16 protein-coding genes are annotated in these 14,735 nt (G+C 69.6%); 10 read left to right on the top strand and 6 right to left on the bottom strand.

The window, feature by feature from the left end; all coding sequences use genetic code 11:
• Positions 1–6 precede the first annotated feature (6 nt).
• The 4 genes from ACGFJ7_RS09525 to ACGFJ7_RS09510 all read left to right on the top strand — a co-directional run bounded on the left by ACGFJ7_RS09525 (position 7) and on the right by ACGFJ7_RS09510 (position 3,948).
• On the top strand, positions 7–1,239 hold the full coding sequence (locus tag ACGFJ7_RS09525) for an arginine deiminase (protein ID WP_360245086.1): 1,233 nt from the start codon (positions 7–9) through the stop codon (positions 1,237–1,239).
• Position 1,240: 1 nt separating this feature from the next.
• A complete protein-coding gene (locus tag ACGFJ7_RS09520) occupies positions 1,241–2,101 on the top strand; it encodes a MarC family protein (protein ID WP_392641776.1) in 861 nt (286 codons plus the stop codon).
• Between the two features lie 129 nt (positions 2,102–2,230).
• A complete protein-coding gene (locus ACGFJ7_RS09515; RefSeq protein ID WP_360245080.1) occupies positions 2,231–3,052 on the top strand; it encodes a Bax inhibitor-1/YccA family protein in 822 nt (273 codons plus the stop codon).
• A gap of 611 nt (positions 3,053–3,663) precedes the next feature.
• Positions 3,664–3,948, top strand: coding sequence for a hypothetical protein (locus ACGFJ7_RS09510; protein ID WP_360245077.1), 285 nt, complete (start codon positions 3,664–3,666; stop codon positions 3,946–3,948).
• Between the two features lie 313 nt (positions 3,949–4,261).
• On the opposite strand, the gene ACGFJ7_RS09505 is transcribed toward ACGFJ7_RS09510, so the two are convergent.
• Genes ACGFJ7_RS09505 through ACGFJ7_RS09495 form a run of 3 tightly spaced genes read right to left on the bottom strand, consistent with a single transcriptional unit; the run spans position 4,262 to position 7,367 of the window.
• A complete protein-coding gene (locus ACGFJ7_RS09505) occupies positions 4,262–5,506 on the bottom strand; it encodes an acetyl-CoA C-acetyltransferase (protein ID WP_360245074.1) in 1,245 nt (414 codons plus the stop codon).
• Positions 5,507–5,559: 53 nt separating this feature from the next.
• Positions 5,560–6,351, bottom strand: a complete 792-nt coding sequence (locus ACGFJ7_RS09500) for an SGNH/GDSL hydrolase family protein (RefSeq protein WP_360245071.1) — start codon at positions 6,349–6,351, stop codon at positions 5,560–5,562.
• A gap of 14 nt (positions 6,352–6,365) precedes the next feature.
• Complete coding sequence (locus ACGFJ7_RS09495; protein ID WP_392641984.1) at positions 6,366–7,367, bottom strand: SGNH/GDSL hydrolase family protein; 1,002 nt, start codon at positions 7,365–7,367, stop codon at positions 6,366–6,368.
• 128 nt (positions 7,368–7,495) lie between these two features.
• Here ACGFJ7_RS09495 and ACGFJ7_RS09490 point away from each other — a divergent pair, with 128 nt between their 5' ends.
• Together ACGFJ7_RS09490 and ACGFJ7_RS09485 are read left to right on the top strand one after the other, a co-directional pair.
• Positions 7,496–7,840, top strand: coding sequence for a YkvA family protein (locus ACGFJ7_RS09490; protein WP_392641773.1), 345 nt, complete (start codon positions 7,496–7,498; stop codon positions 7,838–7,840).
• Positions 7,841–7,843: 3 nt separating this feature from the next.
• Entirely contained in the window at positions 7,844–9,202 is a 1,359-nt protein-coding gene (locus ACGFJ7_RS09485; RefSeq protein WP_392641771.1) for a cystathionine beta-synthase, read from the top strand.
• Between the two features lie 25 nt (positions 9,203–9,227).
• On the opposite strand, the gene ACGFJ7_RS09480 is transcribed toward ACGFJ7_RS09485, so the two are convergent.
• Complete coding sequence (locus ACGFJ7_RS09480; RefSeq protein ID WP_360245065.1) at positions 9,228–10,172, bottom strand: trypsin-like peptidase domain-containing protein; 945 nt, start codon at positions 10,170–10,172, stop codon at positions 9,228–9,230.
• Positions 10,173–10,341: 169 nt separating this feature from the next.
• On the opposite strand from ACGFJ7_RS09480, the gene ACGFJ7_RS09475 reads away from it, so the two are divergent.
• On the top strand, positions 10,342–10,623 hold the full coding sequence (locus tag ACGFJ7_RS09475) for a hypothetical protein (RefSeq protein ID WP_360245062.1): 282 nt from the start codon (positions 10,342–10,344) through the stop codon (positions 10,621–10,623).
• 264 nt (positions 10,624–10,887) lie between these two features.
• Here ACGFJ7_RS09475 and ACGFJ7_RS09470 read toward each other — a convergent pair whose 3' ends face one another.
• Complete coding sequence (locus ACGFJ7_RS09470) at positions 10,888–11,214, bottom strand: hypothetical protein (RefSeq protein WP_392641769.1); 327 nt, start codon at positions 11,212–11,214, stop codon at positions 10,888–10,890.
• Between the two features lie 842 nt (positions 11,215–12,056).
• Here ACGFJ7_RS09470 and ACGFJ7_RS09465 point away from each other — a divergent pair.
• Together ACGFJ7_RS09465 and ACGFJ7_RS09460 are read left to right on the top strand one after the other, a co-directional pair.
• A complete protein-coding gene (locus tag ACGFJ7_RS09465) occupies positions 12,057–12,530 on the top strand; it encodes a hypothetical protein (RefSeq protein ID WP_360245053.1) in 474 nt (157 codons plus the stop codon).
• Positions 12,531–12,640: 110 nt separating this feature from the next.
• Positions 12,641–12,964, top strand: a complete 324-nt coding sequence (locus ACGFJ7_RS09460; protein WP_360245050.1) for a hypothetical protein — start codon at positions 12,641–12,643, stop codon at positions 12,962–12,964.
• Here ACGFJ7_RS09460 and ACGFJ7_RS09455 read toward each other — a convergent pair.
• On the bottom strand, positions 12,961–13,179 hold the full coding sequence (locus ACGFJ7_RS09455) for a hypothetical protein (RefSeq protein ID WP_392641767.1): 219 nt from the start codon (positions 13,177–13,179) through the stop codon (positions 12,961–12,963). The two genes, ACGFJ7_RS09460 and ACGFJ7_RS09455, sit on opposite strands and share 4 nt — an antisense overlap.
• Positions 13,180–13,297: 118 nt before the next feature.
• On the opposite strand from ACGFJ7_RS09455, the gene ACGFJ7_RS09450 reads away from it, so the two are divergent.
• Positions 13,298–14,725 (top strand): CHAD domain-containing protein, encoded by a 1,428-nt coding sequence (locus ACGFJ7_RS09450; RefSeq protein ID WP_392641766.1) that lies wholly within the window; start codon positions 13,298–13,300, stop codon positions 14,723–14,725.
• Positions 14,726–14,735 lie beyond the last annotated feature (10 nt).

The raw sequence follows: 14,735 nt of genomic DNA, 5'->3' as shown, positions 1-14,735 counted from the left end.
GTTGTCATGGAACACGGCGTCCACTCCGAGGTCGGCCGGCTGCGCAAGGTGCTCGTCTGCGCGCCCGGGCTGGCGCATCGCCGGCTCACCCCCGGCAACGCCGACGACCTGCTCTTCGACGACGTCATGTGGGTGGAGAACGCCCAGCGCGACCACGCCGACTTCGTCAACAAGCTGCGCAACCGCGGCGTCGAGGTGGTCGAGCTGCACGACCTGCTGGCCGCGACGATGACGATCCCGGAAGCCCGCACGTGGCTGCTCGACCGCAAGATCATCGCCAACGAGGTGGGTCTCGGGCTGCTCGACGACACCCGCGCCTTCCTGGAGGAACTGAAGCCGCGCGAACTGGCCGAGTTCCTGATCGGCGGGCTCGCCACGTCGGACCTGCCACCGGAATTCCGCAAATCGGCCTACGTGTCGCTGGCCCGCGAGTCGACCGGCGTCCGCGAATACCTCATGCCACCGCTGCCCAACACCCTTTACACCAGAGACACCACTTGCTGGCTGTACGGCGGGTTGACGCTCAATCCGCTCTACTGGCCGGCCCGGCACGACGAGACCCTGCTGATGAAGGCGATCTACGAGTTCCACCCGGACTACGTGGGCTCCAAGGTGTGGTGGGGCGACCCGGAGAAGGACTGGGGCCTGGCCACCTTCGAGGGCGGCGACGTGATGCCGGTCGGCAACGGCGTGGTGCTGGTCGGCATGAGCGAGCGCACGTCACGGCAGGCGATCACCCAGGTGGCACAGTCGCTGTTCGCCAACGGCGCGGCCTCGAAGGTCGTCGTGGCCGGCATGCCGAAGCTGCGCGCCGCGATGCACCTGGACACGGTGTTCACCTTCGCCGACCGCGACGTGGTCACCCTCTACCCGAACATCGTCGACGGCATCCACCCGTTCACGCTGGTGCCCGGCTCCTGGGGCGTCGACGTGATCGACAACGAGGGCCAGCGCTTCGTGGACGTGGTGGCCGAGTCGCTGGGCTTCAAACAGCTGCGCGTGATCGAGACGGGCGGCGACGTGTACGCCTCCGAACGCCAGCAGTGGGACAGCGGCAACAACGCGGTGGCGGTCGAGCCGGGCGTGGTCTTCACCTACGACCGGAACACCCAGACCAACACCCTGCTCCGCCAGGCCGGCGTCGAGGTCATCACGATCGTCGGCGCCGAACTCGGCCGCGGCCGGGGCGGCGGGCACTGCATGACCTGCCCGCTGATCCGCGACGCGGTCGACTTCTGACATGTCCTTCAAGTACGACGCCCTGGTCCTGTTCCTGGCGTTGTTCGCCCTGTACAGCCCGGTGGCGGCGCTGTCGTCGTACCTGCCGATCGTCCGCCCGTTCTCGCACGCCGAGCAGCTGCGGCTCGCCCTGGGCCTGGTCGTCAACGTGGCCGTCTTCGTCCTGCTGGCGATCTGGGTGGGTGAGCCGCTGCTCGAGCTGCTCGGCATCAGCACGGCGGCCCTGACCGCGACCGGCGGCATAGCCCTGATCCTGGCCGCCGTCCCCTTGATGACCGGCAAAGCCACACCACCGACCCCAGCCGCCGCCCCTACCTCCATCGCCGCCACCTCGGTCGCGCCTACCTCCGCGGTGCCCGCGTCCGCCTCGCCTACCTCCGCCGTGCCCGCGTCCGCCTCGCCTACCTCCGCCTCGCCTACCTCCGCCTCGCCTACCTCGGCCGCGTCTACCTCCGCGTCCGCCGCCCCCGCGTCCGCCTCGCCTATCTCTGCCGTGCCCGTGTCCGCCGCGCCCGCCTCGGCCCTTGCTTCCCAGCCGGACAAATCGTTTAAGTCCGTTTTGTTTACGCCGATCACGTTTCCGCTGACCGTCGGTGGGACGACCTTCGCTTTCGGGGTGGCGGCCTCGGCCGACGTCGGCGGCGTCACGGGCCGCCTGTTCCTGTCGGTCGCCGCCCTGGCGTACGCAATAGTCACGGGTCTGACTCTTTATGCCGCCGGCCATGTCGAGCGCAGGATCTCCGGGGCCGCGGCCGGCATCCTCGACCGGATCGCCGGCATCCTGCTGACTGCCATCGCCGTCGTGCTCCTGACGAACGGTTTCACCGAACTCGCCCTGTCCGCCATCGACCGCTTTCAGTAACTTCACAGTTTCACCTTCAGCTGGTTCACAGGCTCGCGCCGCGCCGAGAAGTGACTCTTGCCCGTACCCTGGAAGAGCACGTCAAGGTGCCATTACCTCGTGCCTCAACCTCAAGGGAGGCTGGACACAGTGAAGACTTCAAACCCGGTGCTCTCACGCCTCGGCCAGGCGGCCGAGCGCGAGCGTACGGCCGGGTACGGGGCATACGGCCCCGCCGGCGCCCCGGGTTACGGTCAGCCGTACCCGACGACGCCGGATTACCCCGCCGCTCCGCCCGCCGTGCGCCCCATGACGGTCGACGACGTCGTCGTCAAGACGGTGACGCTGCTCGGCATCACCGGCATCTCCGCCGTCGTAGCGTGGAACGTGGTGCCCGACTCGGCCACCGGGGCCGCCTGGATCGGCGCCGCCATCGTCGGCCTCATCCTGGGCTTCGTCATCTCGTTCTCGCGCATGGCCAACCCGGCGCTCGTGGTGACCTACGCGGTCGTCGAGGGCGTCTTCGTCGGCATGGTCTCGAAGACGTACCAGGAGTTCTTCGGCTACGACGGCATCATCCTGCAGGCGGTGACGGCCACGTTCGGCGTCTTCTTCCTGATGGCGGTGCTGTACAAGACCCGGGTCATCCGGGCGACGCCGAAATTCACCCGCGGCCTCATCGCGGTCATGGGCGGCCTGTTCGCCGTCATCCTGATCAACCTGGTGCTGTCGCTGTTCGGCTTCAACACCGGCCTGCGCGACAACGGCCCGCTCGGCTACATCTTCAGCCTCGTCTGCATCGTGGTGGCCGCGCTCAGCTTCATCCTGAGCTTCAACGAGGTCGAGGAGGGCGTGCGGATGGGGCTTCCGCAGCGCTACTCCTGGGTCGCCGCCTTCGGCATCCTGGTCAGCCTCGTCTGGCTCTACCTCGAGATCCTGCGCCTCCTGAGCTTCCTACAGGGCGACGACTGATCTCCACGCTTGACCGACAGCGCCCGGACCGACTCCCCTCGGCCCGGGCGCTGTTTTTTTGGCCCTCCACCCACTCCGCGCGGTCCATCCCCGTTCCGCGCCGCTTTCGTTCCGCGTCGCTTCCGTGCGGTGCCGCTTCCCGGTTCGCGCCATTCCGCGCCGCTTCGCTTCCTTGGTTCCGCGCCGCTTCGCTTCCTTGGTTCCGCGCCGCTTCGCTTCCTTGGTTCCGCGCCGCTTCGCTTCCTTGGTTCCGCGCCGCTTCCCGTTCGGCGCAGCTCCGCTCTCTTGGTTCCGCCCCGCTTTCTGTTCCGCTCCGCTTTCCGCTCCACGCCGCTCCGCGTTGCTTCCTGTTCTACGCCGCGCCGCTCCGCTTCCGTTCTACGCCGCGCAGCTTTCCGCGCCGCGCTGCTTCGCGTTGTGGGCTCAGCGCGTTTCCGCGTTCCGGGCGTCTCTCCTGTCACGTGTCGCGCCGTGGTCTGGCTTTATCCACAGGCTGAACGTTGTCCACAGGGGGTTGGGCGTGGCCTTCGGTTTTCCGGAACACTGGGGCAGGACGGGGGCCCCCTTGGGAGGGTGGGCTGTGAGTTCGGGGCACGCTTTAGGCTCGTGCGGTGACTGACTTCGCTACGTCGATCGAGCGGCTGCTCAACCAGGTGCGGCACTGGGAGGCGCCGCGGTGGCGGGCCGAAGGGCGCGGGGACCGGGTTTACGCGTTGGTGCAGCGGCTGGCTGATCTGGGGGCCGACGCCGAAGGGCGGCCGCGGCGTACCGTGCCGCGTGAGTCTGACCTGGTTCTGCCCGACCAGTTGCGAGTGGTGGCCGACGATCTGCTCGCTGCCGGCGGGGGCGACGATGCCGCGCTGGCCGAGGTCGACGCCGTACGGCAAAGCCTTTGACGCGCTGAGCCGGTAAACAGCGCCGGGCCGGTAAAGCAGTGCCGGGCCGGTAAAGCAGTGCCGGGCCGGTAAAGCAGTGCCGGGCCGGTAAAGCAGTGCCGGGCCGGTAAAGCAGTGCCGGGCCGGTGAAACAGCCGGGCCGGAACCATCGGGCTGGTAGAACAGCCGGGCCGGTAGAACAGCGCTGAGCCGCCAAAAACAGCGCAAAGACATCGCTGGGTCGTTGGAAGCAGCGCGAAGCCCCAGAAAATAAAGCCGCCGAGCCCGGCCGCTCGTGGCAGGCCGGACCCGGCGGGAATCCGGGGTGGGGCGTCTAGCTCAGGCGCTCCAGGATCAGGGCCATGCCTTGGCCGCCGCCGACGCACATCGTTTCCAGGCCGATGGACTTGTCGTGCCAGGCGAGCGAGTTCAGCAGGGTGCCGGTGATGCGGGCGCCCGTCATGCCGAACGGGTGGCCGACCGCGATCGCGCCGCCGTTCACGTTCAGCTTGTCGATCGGGATGCCCAGGTCCTGGTACGAGGGGATGACCTGGGCCGCGAACGCCTCGTTGATCTCGACCAGGTCGACGTCGTCGATGGTCATTCCGGCTCGCTTGAGGGCCTGCTTCGAGGCCTCGACCGGGCCCAGGCCCATGATCTCGGGGCTGAGCGCGGTGACGCCGGTCGACACGATCCGGGCCAGCGGGGTGATGCCCAGCTCGCGGGCCTTCGTGTCGCTCATGATGACCACCGCGGCCGCGCCGTCGTTCAGCGGGCAGCAGTTGCCGGCCGTCACCCGGCCGTCGGGGCGGAACACCGGCTTCAGCTGGGACACGCCCTCGATGGTGACGCCGGGGCGCGGGCCGTCATCCGTGGAGACGACCGTGCCGTCGGGCAGCGTCACCGGGGTGATCTCCCGCTCCCAGAAGCCGTCGGCGATCGCCTTCTCGGCCAGGTTTTGGCTGCGTACGCCGAATTCGTCCATTTCCTCGCGGCTGATCCCCTTGACCTGGGCGAGGTTCTCGGCGGTCTGCCCCATCGCGATGTAGACGTCCGGCAGCAGGTCGTCCTCGCGCGGGTCGTGCCAGGTCTTGCCGCCTTCGGCGTACGACTTGGTGCGGGCGTGGGCGTCGGCGAACTTCGGGTTCTCCCAGCCGCCGCCGACCTGCGCGCGCAGCTCGGGCGGGAGGCCGTCGGAGTTGCCCCGGGCGAACCGGGAGACGGTCTCGACGCCGGCCGAGAGGAAGATGTCGCCCTCGCCGGCCTTGATGGCGTGGAACGCCATGCGCGTGGTCTGCAGCGACGACGAGCAGTACCGCGTGACGGTGGCGCCGGGCAGGCCGTCGAGGCCGAGCTGGGTGGCGACCACGCGGGCCATGTTGAAGCCCTGCTCGCCGCCGGGGAGCCCGCAGCCGAGGTACAGGTCTTCGATCAGGGTCCGGTCGAGCTGCGGCACCTTGTTCAGGGCGGCGTCGATGATGGTGGTGGCGAGGTCGTCGGGGCGCAGGTCCTTCAGCGAGCCTTTGACGGCGCGGCCGATGGGCGATCGGGCGGTGGCGACGATGACGGCTTCCGGCATGCAGTCAATTTAACTCGCCGGTAACTTTCATCGGAAGTGCAAATTTGTCACACCTACTGCACCGACGACATCGCGGCCTTGACCACCGCCGGGTAGAGCGCGTGGGCCCATACCCGGTAGCCGTCGGCCGAGGGATGGAAGCCGTCGTAGCAGAGCGTCCCGGCGTCGGCGCGGAACACCGCGCCCGTCTCCTCGGCCAGGTCGACCACCGCCCCGCCGGCCGCGGTGACCGCCTTGGCCTGGGCTTTCGCCATGCGGCGGCCCATCAGGCCGGCCATCTGCCGCAGCGGGGGAGCGATCGCCCGCAGCGCGCCCAGGTCGGGGCAGGTGCCGACGACGACCCGGACGCCGGCCTCGCGCAGGCGGCGCACCGCCGTGCCGAGCTGGGCCGCCGACTCCTCGGGGCTGCGCAGGCTGGTCGCGTCGTGCGCGCCGATCAGCACCACGGCCACGTCGGGCCGGTCGCCGAGCAGGGCCCGGGCCACCTGGGTGCCCAGGTCGGAGGAGCGGGAACCGGCCACGCCCACGCTGGAGAGCAGCACGTGGCGCTCACCGGTGTCGGCCGTGCCCTCGGCGAGCAGGCGGGCGAGCTGACCGCCGACCGTCTCGGAGAGCCATTCCACGCCCACCCCGATCGCGGCCGAGTCGCCCAGCAGCACCAGGCGCAGCTGGGGCGCCGACAGGCGGCCCATCGACGTGCGCAGGGCCAGGCCCATGGTCGGTTTCGCGTACCGCCGGGCCTTGGCCGCGAGCACCTCGCCGACCATCAGGGCGGCACCGCCCACGGCGCCGGCGAGCAGACCGGTGGCCGCGGCCCTGCCGATCCGTGCGTTGAGCCCCGCCATCTCTCGCCTCCCTGCTATTGATCCTCTGGGGTCCACCCTACGGCGCTCGGCGCCGAGGTACGGCGGTGACCGAACCAGTGCCGCGTCTCGCCGAACCACGGGTGACGCCGCAGAACGGCCCATCGTCCCTGCGCGCTCACCTCCGTGCCGGCCGCCCGCACCGCCTCGTGCGCGGCCTCCTCCAGGCCGTCGACAGCGGCGGCGGGGCGGGGGGTGTCTTCGCCGAGGGCGGCCATCAGGGTCGGCATCACGACCGCCGCCGCACGGGCGTACCCCTCGACGGACGGGTGGAAACGGTCGGAGCTGAACATCCGTACCGGATCGGCGATGAACATCGGGCCGAGCAGGTTGCCTAGCGAGACCGTACGCCCGCCGGCCTCGACCACGGCGACCGTCTGGGCGGCCGCCAGGTCGCGGCTCCACTTGCGGGCCAGCCAGCGCAGGGGCGGCTTGATCGGCTGGATGGCGCCGATGTCGGGGCAGGTGCCGACCACGACGCGGCAGCCGGTGGCGCGCAGCCGCCGTACGGCGTCGCCCAGATGGCGTACGGCTCCGGCCCGGTCCGAATAGTGCGTGACGTCGTTGGCGCCGATCAGGATCACCGCGACCTCGGGCTCGTGCTCGAGGGCGGCGTCCACCTGGTACGGCAGGCCGGACGACATGGAACCGACCACGGCCAGCCGGTGCAGCCGCACGGGCCGGCGCAGCCGCCGCGACACGCCGGTGGCCAGCAGCGCGCCGGGTGTCTCGCGGGGACGGTGCACGCCGTACCCGGCGGCCGAGGAGTCACCGAGGATGACCATGGTGAGTGGCTTGCCGCCGAATTTCGCGCCGTAGACGCCGTCGCCCCGCGGCGGGGGCGCCTCGGCCATGGGGATGACGCGCCGCGCGTCCGCGGCCTGGCGCAACAGGAGACCGGCCGACACCGCGGTCAGCCCGGCCAGCGCGCCCGTCACGCCGCCGAGGACCCGCCCGGCCAGCTTGATCCGGCGCCAGTCGTCGGCGGTGATCTCGATGGTGCTCACGGGCTCCCTCGCTGTTGGGTCAAAACAACGTCAGTAGGGAATTACGAGGCTAACGCGCGACGGCGAGAGGTAATCATGGCGCGCCCAAGTCATGCTGGAGTAGCGGAGAGGGGAACACCATGGCGAAAACACTGAAACGTGCGGCGGCGTTCAGCGCCCTGACCAAGGCTCTCGTGTCCGGGGCCCGGGGCGGCCCGTCGCTGAGCAAGCGGGTCGCGGCCATCCCGCGGATGCTGAAGGCCACGGCCGGCGGCAAGTACGACGGTGGGATGCGCCTGGCGCTGATGACCGCCGCCACCGTGTACGTCGTCTCGCCGATCGACTTCGTCCCGGAGGCCTTCCTGTTGGTCCTCGGGCTGGCCGACGACGCCGTGATGGTCGCCTGGCTGGCCGGGGCGGTGCTGGCCGAGACCGAGCGCTTCCTGGAGTGGGAGAGGCAGCAGGACCGGATCGTCGTAGTCTAAAGCGTGCGCTACTACGACAACGTCGTCGACATCATCGGGGACACCCCCCTGGTCAAGCTGAACCGGGTCACCGAGGGCATCTCCGCCACGGTGCTGGCCAAGGTCGAGTACTTCAATCCGGGCGGTTCGGTCAAGGACCGGATCGCCCTGCGGATGGTGCTCGACGCCGAGGAGGCCGGCCTGCTCAAACCCGGCGGCACCATCGTCGAGCCGACCAGCGGTAACACCGGGGTCGGCCTCGCCCTCGTCGCGCAGCAGCGCGGCTACAAGTGCGTCTTCGTCTGCCCCGACAAGGTCAGCGAGGACAAGCGGAACGTTCTCAAGGCGTACGGCGCTGAGGTCGTCGTCTGCCCCACGGCAGTGGCCCCCGAGGACCCCCGCTCCTACTACAACGTCTCCGACCGGCTGGCCCGCGAGATCCCGGGCGCCTGGAAGCCGGACCAGTACAGCAACCAGGCCAACCCGCGCTCGCACTACGAGCAGACCGGCCCCGAGCTGTGGAAACAGACCGACGGCCGGATCACCCACTTCGTGGCGGGCGTCGGCACCGGCGGCACGATCACCGGTGTCGGGAAATACCTCAAGGAGCAGGGTTCCGTACGGGTAATCGGGGCCGACCCCGAGGGATCGGTCTACTCCGGTGGCACCGGCCGGCCGTACCTGGTCGAGGGCGTCGGTGAGGACTTCTGGCCGACGACGTACGACCGGTCGCTGGCCGACGACATCATCGAGGTCTCCGACTCGGACTCGTTCGAGATGACCCGTCGCCTGGCCCGCGAGGAGGGGCTGCTGGTCGGCGGCTCCTGCGGCATGGCCGTGGTGGCCGCGCTCGAGGTGGCCCGCAAGGCCGGCCCCGACGACGTCATCGTGGTCCTGCTGCCGGACGGCGGTCGCGGCTACCTGTCGAAGATCTTCAACGACGACTGGATGGCCCGGTACGGCTTCCTGCGTACGGTGGAGGGCCAGCCCACGGTGGCCGACGCGCTTGAGAGCAAGGGCGGCGCCATGCCGCCCCTGATCCACGTGCACCCCACGGAGACGGTCCGCGACGCCATCGACTACATGCGGGAGTACGGCGTCTCGCAGCTGCCCGTGCTCAAGGCCGAGCCCCCGGTGGTCACCGGGGAGGTGGCCGGCTCGATCGCCGAGAAGGCGCTGCTGGACGCCCTGTTCACCGGTCAGGCCCACCTGCACGACACGATCGAGCGGCACATGGGCGACCCGCTGCCGATGATCGGCGGCGGCCAGCCCGTCAGCGAGGCGGTGTCGATGCTGGAGAAGGCGGACGCCGCCATGGTCCTCGTCGACGGCAAGCCGGCCGGCGTGCTGACCCGCCAGGACCTGCTGGCTCACCTGTCCTGATCGTCGCGGTCGTGCCCGCCGGGGCTCACTCCAGCTCGGCGGGCACGGTCACCACGTCGACCAGGGCGTTCTTGCGCAGCAGGGTCATCGGCAGCTCCTGCCCGATGGCCGGGCCCAGCATGAGCCGCTGCAGCTCCTGCACGGTCTGTACGGGCTTGCCGCCGGCCGTGAGCAGGACGTCGCCCAGGTAGATGCCGGCCTTGCCGGCCGGGCTGCCCGGCACGACCTCCACCACGCGCAGGCCGAGCTTCTGGTCGATGCGCGCGGCCAGCTGCGGCGGCAGCGGGGCGGGCACGCCCGCGACTCCCAGCCAGGCGCGCCGCACCCGGCCCGAGGCCACCAGCTCCCCGACGATCGCGCGGGTGGTGGCGTTGATCGGCACGGCCAGGCCGAGGCCGTACCCGGCGACCGCGGTGTTGATCCCGACGACCGTGCCGGTCGAGTCGGCCAGTGCCCCGCCCGAATTGCCCGGGTTGAGGGCGGCGTCGGTCTGGATGACGCTGTCGATGATCCGCAGGCGGTGCCCGTCGCGGGCCGGCAGGGAACGCCCGAGCCCGGAGATCACGCCCGCGGTGACCGATCCGGCCAGGCCCATCGGGTTGCCCACGGCCACGACCAGCTGGCCGATCTTGAGATCGTCCGCGTTGCCGAGCGGCGCCGCGGGCGCGCCCGCGTTCTGCACGCGGACCACGGCCAGGTCGGAGAGCGGATCGGCGCCGACCACGTCGAACCTGGTCTCGGTGCCGTCGGCGAAGGTGGCCGTTCCGCCGTTGGCCCCGGCCACCACATGAGCATTTGTCAGGAGAAAACCGTCGTCGGTGAAGGTGACCGCCGATCCGGCGCCGGCGCCGCGGGCGGTACGGACCGACAGGGCGGCCACGGAGGGCAGAAGCTTGGTGGCGACGCCGGTCACCACACGGCTGTAGGCATCGAGCGCCCCGGATTCGACACCCGTGTGTTCGGTATCCATGACGGTCTCAACATTGTCCGTACGACCGTCGATGCCCGCCGCCCGTCCGCCCATGGCGAACACTTGTCCGTCACGCATAGTCGCCGCAGTCGCACAGAAAGTCCGACCGGGGGATGGCGCTGGGCGGTTGTATGAGTCGTGACGGACGTATGACGAACGGGGGTGAGGAATGGTCATCGCCGACAAGCCGGTCCCGGCCGACATCGTGGACCGCCTGCTGTGGCGCGACGCCCAGAGCATGCTCGGGCAGCACGCCGGTGCCGGCCAGGACGGGAACTGTGTCGGGTGTGGATGGCGCTGGCCGTGCGCCCCGCGGCGGCTCGCCGAGCGGGCCGAGGCGGCCTCCCGGCGGCCCTGGCGGGAAGCCTGGACCGTACGCCACGACCTGAACAGCATCCGGGCGCTGCCGGTCATGAACCATCGGCCACGCAACACCGGCTACTTCAACTGAATCTTCCGACGTCGCCGTCCGCTTGACCTCCCCCGGATTAGCAGCCCGGCGACGTCACCCCGGCGGTGAGTTCGCTGCGCCCCGCCAGCGCCGCGATCTCCCGCATCAGGACCCGCCCTTGAACCGGCCAGGATCGGCACGCCTCCGCCGGTCCAGCGCCTCCGGCCAGGCGCGACCCCCGGTTCGGGCGGGGCGGTTGGCGGGAGTGCGTGACCACAGGTTCCCCCGTTCCACATCGGTCACGCGCTCCCGCCCAACCAACTGTCAGCAACTGATGATCGCGTAGCTCCCTCGCCCCTTCGTCCATTCCCACCCGGCACTGCGCCGGGCGTCGGCACGAAGACAGGGCGACGTCTCCGACGAGATACGCGACCAGTTGTAGACCCGGAATCCGAACGGCCCGACCCCGCAGGTATTGGTGCCGACCACCTTCTGTTTGGTGCTGAAGAACGGGCTGCTGTGCTTGAAGTCCAGACAGCCGCTGACGTCAGAATCGCTGAACGCCGAGGCGGGAGCCGCAAGACCAAGCACGAGCGCACCGCCCGCAACCACGCTCATAGCCGTACGGACGAGTGTGCGCTTAAGGGCCATGACCACTCCTCAAAACGGGGGATATCACCGCGAAATATCGCTGGCCCCACGATAAATAGCCGCCGCCCCGGCCACAGTCCCTCGCCGGCGGTCACCTGTTAAGAGCCCGATTCCAGCGGAACGGCCGCCCCGCTCCGGCCACAGTCCCTCGCCGGCGGTCACCTGTTAAGAGCCCGATTCCAGCGGAACGGCCGCCCCGCTCCGGCCACGCGATCGACTGGCCGGCCTGGTCTGGCGTCCAGCCCCTTCTCCGGCCGGCGCTGCACCACATTTGTCGGCTGATCTCGTCGATGATCGAGGTAGGGCGCGCCTGACGCGCGCTTTGGTCGGCAGTGCGCCAGATCCGGTCCCAGGACCCGTGCATCCGGGCCAGGGTCAGCGAGGCGAGATCCTGGGCAGGTGCCAGTCGCGGCACATCAGGTACGCGATTCTCCGCAGCCTGGGTGTCGCGGCGGCCACGAATGGGACCTGGGACGGCCGGTGCACCTCTCGGTGAACCGCGAGTACCGCGTTCCGGCTCTCGAAGACCGGCTCCCGGACGAGCGGATCGGCGCGCAGAGCCTCCCGGAGTGCGTCGCGCCACTGCCCGGTGCTGCCCTGCCTCAGGGTGATCCCGACGTCGGTGACATCGTGGCCGAGCGCCGGCCAGCAGCCCATGGCGGATGACCCGGTCTCTCGATCGAACAGGTCCTTCAAAAGGCTTCCCTACGTGACGTTGGAGGCGGAGATCGGTCACATGCCACGACCCGAATCCACTCTGACCATCGGGGCCCGATGACCAATACAGCAGAGTCGCACAATAAAAAGGTTTTGGGTTTTACTGATCTTGCTACATTCGGTCGGTGACGAAACGGCTCGCTCTGTGGCTCGCCGCAGGCATGTTGGTGGCGATCAGCCTAAGGGTGAACGGCCGCGACGGCCTCGAAGCGCTGAGCTGGCTGTTTGCCATTGGCGGAACGGTCTATGTCGTCACGACCAATGTGCGCTCGCCAGATGCCGGCCGCGCGACGGAAACGGCCGTCGAGGTTCCGGCAAAAAATGAAGAATCCTCCATTGTGGCTGAGCCCGTCCCTGGCCACCTTGACAGTAAAACGCCAGAGCCAACCCCGAGGGAAGAGGAGCCGGTCGAGCCGAATCTCGGTAATGCCGGGAAAGCCCATGGGTGGTCGCAGCTACGCGCCCTCATCATCATGATCGTCATAGTCGCTGGATTGATCGCCGCCGCGGAATCGGCGGATTGGGGCGGCGGCGGCAGCGGTGGCAGCGGGAGAGACCCGAACTGCGTCCCCGGCTGGGGCAACTACTGCGCTCTATGATCACGCGCCGACCGGCCGGTGGAATTCATGCCTCTGGGTGTAAAAGATCGACATATCCCGACATGATCCGCACACTGGGGGTCCAGGAGCGGTACTGCGGGAGGTGAACCATGCCGTCCTTCTTCAACGACGAGGAGCGCCACGCCTGGGATCTCGGCGAGGCGCTGTCCGAGCAGGCCCGGGCCATGATGCGGGAGGCCGAGGCGGCGCTCGAGACGTGGAAGACCGGCAAGGAGATGAACCGGCTGCGCTGCGCCCGCAAGGGGATCAGCGAGTCGGATGCGGAGATCCGCTGGGCGGCGTCGGCCAACTCGAAGAACGCGCTGACGAACAACAGCTTCCACGTCGGGCTGGCGACGATGTATTACAGCGCGGCCTCCGCCGCCTATTCGCGCGCGCTCTACCTGCGCACCGTGCGCATGGCCGGCGTCTAGGCCTCGTCGTCCTCGACTCTGGTCGCCTCGGGGGACGCGGACGGGGCCGCGGTGGACGAGGACGAGGAGGACGCGGCGGACGAAGCGGAGGACGAGGACGAGGACGAGGACGGGGCAGCCGAAGCCGGGCCGGTGAGCGCGAGGCCGAGAACGGCGCCGGCGCCGATCAGGCCCAGGCCGGCCAGGGACACCGGACGACGGTCTTGCTTCTCCACGAGGTACCTCCCCAAAGAAGTGGCTTACCAAGATGCCCGACCAAGCTGAGATCTCGCTGTGCACAACCTGCCAAACAGTTCCCTGTGTCGTACGGCGAAAGTCGGGCAACATGAATACATGGAGATCGCCAGCGAAACGGAACTCAAATACGACGTGCCCGACGGCTTCGTGTTGCCGGACTTCGCCGGCGAGGCGGGTGTCGCCGGCGCCGGTGGCGCCGAGACCCATGATCTCGATGCCACGTACTTCGACACGGACGAGCTGACCCTCCTGCGGCATCGGCGGACGCTGCGCCGGCGCAGCGGCGGCCACGACGCCGGCTGGCATCTGAAGACGCCCGGTGAGGGCTTCAGCCGTAAGGAACACCGGTTGCCGCTCAACGGCAGCGATCCCGACCTCGTGCCCGGCGAGCTTCAGGCAATGGTCCGGGCCATCATCCGGCGGCAGGACCTCAAGCCGATCGCCCGGCTGCGCACACACCGGGTCGAGACGCCGCTGAAGAAGGCCGACGGCACCACGCTCGCGCTGATCGCGCAGGACCAGGTGATCGCCGAACGCGACGGGCAGGAGCAGCGCTGGCAGGAGGTCGAGGTCGAGCTGGTCGACGGCAGCCCGGCCCTGCTGGCCAAGGTCGGCCGCCTGCTCGAGGAGGCCGGCGCGCGGCCCGCCGCCGGTCCCTCCAAAGTCGCCCGCGCCCTCGGCAACCCGCAGCCTGGCAAAACCCCCAAGACCCCTAAAAACCCGGTTCTCGCGTACGTGCGGGAGCAGCGCGACGCGATCACCGGCTTCGATCCCGGCGTGCGCCAGGGTGAGCCCGACGCCGTACACAAGATGCGCGTCGGCACGCGGCGGCTGCGCAGCACCCTGAAGACCTTCAAGCGCAGCTTCGCCGGCGCCCAGGAGATCGGCGACGAGCTCAAGTGGCTGGCCGACCTGCTCGGCGAGGTGCGCGACGGCCAGGTGCAGGAGCAGAAACTGCTGGCCGGCATCGAGGACAGCCCGCGCTTCGCGCCGGTCGCCGCCCGCATCCGGCAGCATCTCGACGCCCAGGTCGAGCGGGGCCGGGCCGCCCTCGACGAGGCCCTGGAAAGTGAGCGCTACCTGGCCCTGCTCGACCGCATCGACCGGCTCGCCGAGCAGCAGACCACCGAGAAGGATCTGCTCAAGCAGGCCCGCAAGAGTCTGGCCAAGGCCGACGCCCTGCTCGACCGGGCGCTCGCCGACGGCATCGACCACGAATTGCATGACGCGCGGAAGGCGTACAAGAAAGCGCGTTATGCCGTCGAGGTTTTCGCCCCGGCGGCCGGAAAGCCGGGCAAGCAGCTGGTCAGCGCGCTGACCGACCTGCAGGACGTGCTCGGCGCCCACCAGGACTCGGTGGTCGCCCGTGAACTGCTCGAGGAGATCGGCCAGGGCGACGGCGACGCGTTCTGGTTCGGTGTGCTCTACGGGCGGCAGGAGCAGGTCGGCGTCGAAACCCACGCCCAGCTCCCGCCGGTGGTCGAGGACTCGCGGGGGAAGAAGCTTCGGGCCTGGATCGGCTGATGTTCACCTT

This window comes from Actinoplanes sp. NPDC048988 (assembly GCF_043197815.1).
Classification (GTDB): domain Bacteria; phylum Actinomycetota; class Actinomycetes; order Mycobacteriales; family Micromonosporaceae; genus Actinoplanes.
This window is presented reverse-complemented; position numbering and strand designations above follow the sequence as displayed.

Bases quoted from the DNA above. Each gene is read 5' to 3' on its own strand.
- ACGFJ7_RS09525 (WP_360245086.1), top strand. From the start codon at position 7: ATGGAACACGGCGTCCACTCCGAGGTCGGCCGGCTGCGCAAGGTGCTC.
- ACGFJ7_RS09520 (WP_392641776.1), top strand. From the start codon at position 1,241: ATGTCCTTCAAGTACGACGCCCTGGTCCTGTTCCTGGCGTTGTTCGCC.
- ACGFJ7_RS09505 (WP_360245074.1), bottom strand. From the start codon at position 5,506: ATGCCGGAAGCCGTCATCGTCGCCACCGCCCGATCGCCCATCGGCCGC.
- ACGFJ7_RS09500 (WP_360245071.1), bottom strand. From the start codon at position 6,351: ATGGCGGGGCTCAACGCACGGATCGGCAGGGCCGCGGCCACCGGTCTG.
- ACGFJ7_RS09490 (WP_392641773.1), top strand. From the start codon at position 7,496: ATGGCGAAAACACTGAAACGTGCGGCGGCGTTCAGCGCCCTGACCAAG.
- ACGFJ7_RS09480 (WP_360245065.1), bottom strand. From the start codon at position 10,172: ATGGATACCGAACACACGGGTGTCGAATCCGGGGCGCTCGATGCCTAC.
- ACGFJ7_RS09475 (WP_360245062.1), top strand. From the start codon at position 10,342: ATGGTCATCGCCGACAAGCCGGTCCCGGCCGACATCGTGGACCGCCTG.
- ACGFJ7_RS09470 (WP_392641769.1), bottom strand. From the start codon at position 11,214: ATGGCCCTTAAGCGCACACTCGTCCGTACGGCTATGAGCGTGGTTGCG.
- ACGFJ7_RS09460 (WP_360245050.1), top strand. From the start codon at position 12,641: ATGCCGTCCTTCTTCAACGACGAGGAGCGCCACGCCTGGGATCTCGGC.
- ACGFJ7_RS09450 (WP_392641766.1), top strand. From the start codon at position 13,298: ATGGAGATCGCCAGCGAAACGGAACTCAAATACGACGTGCCCGACGGC.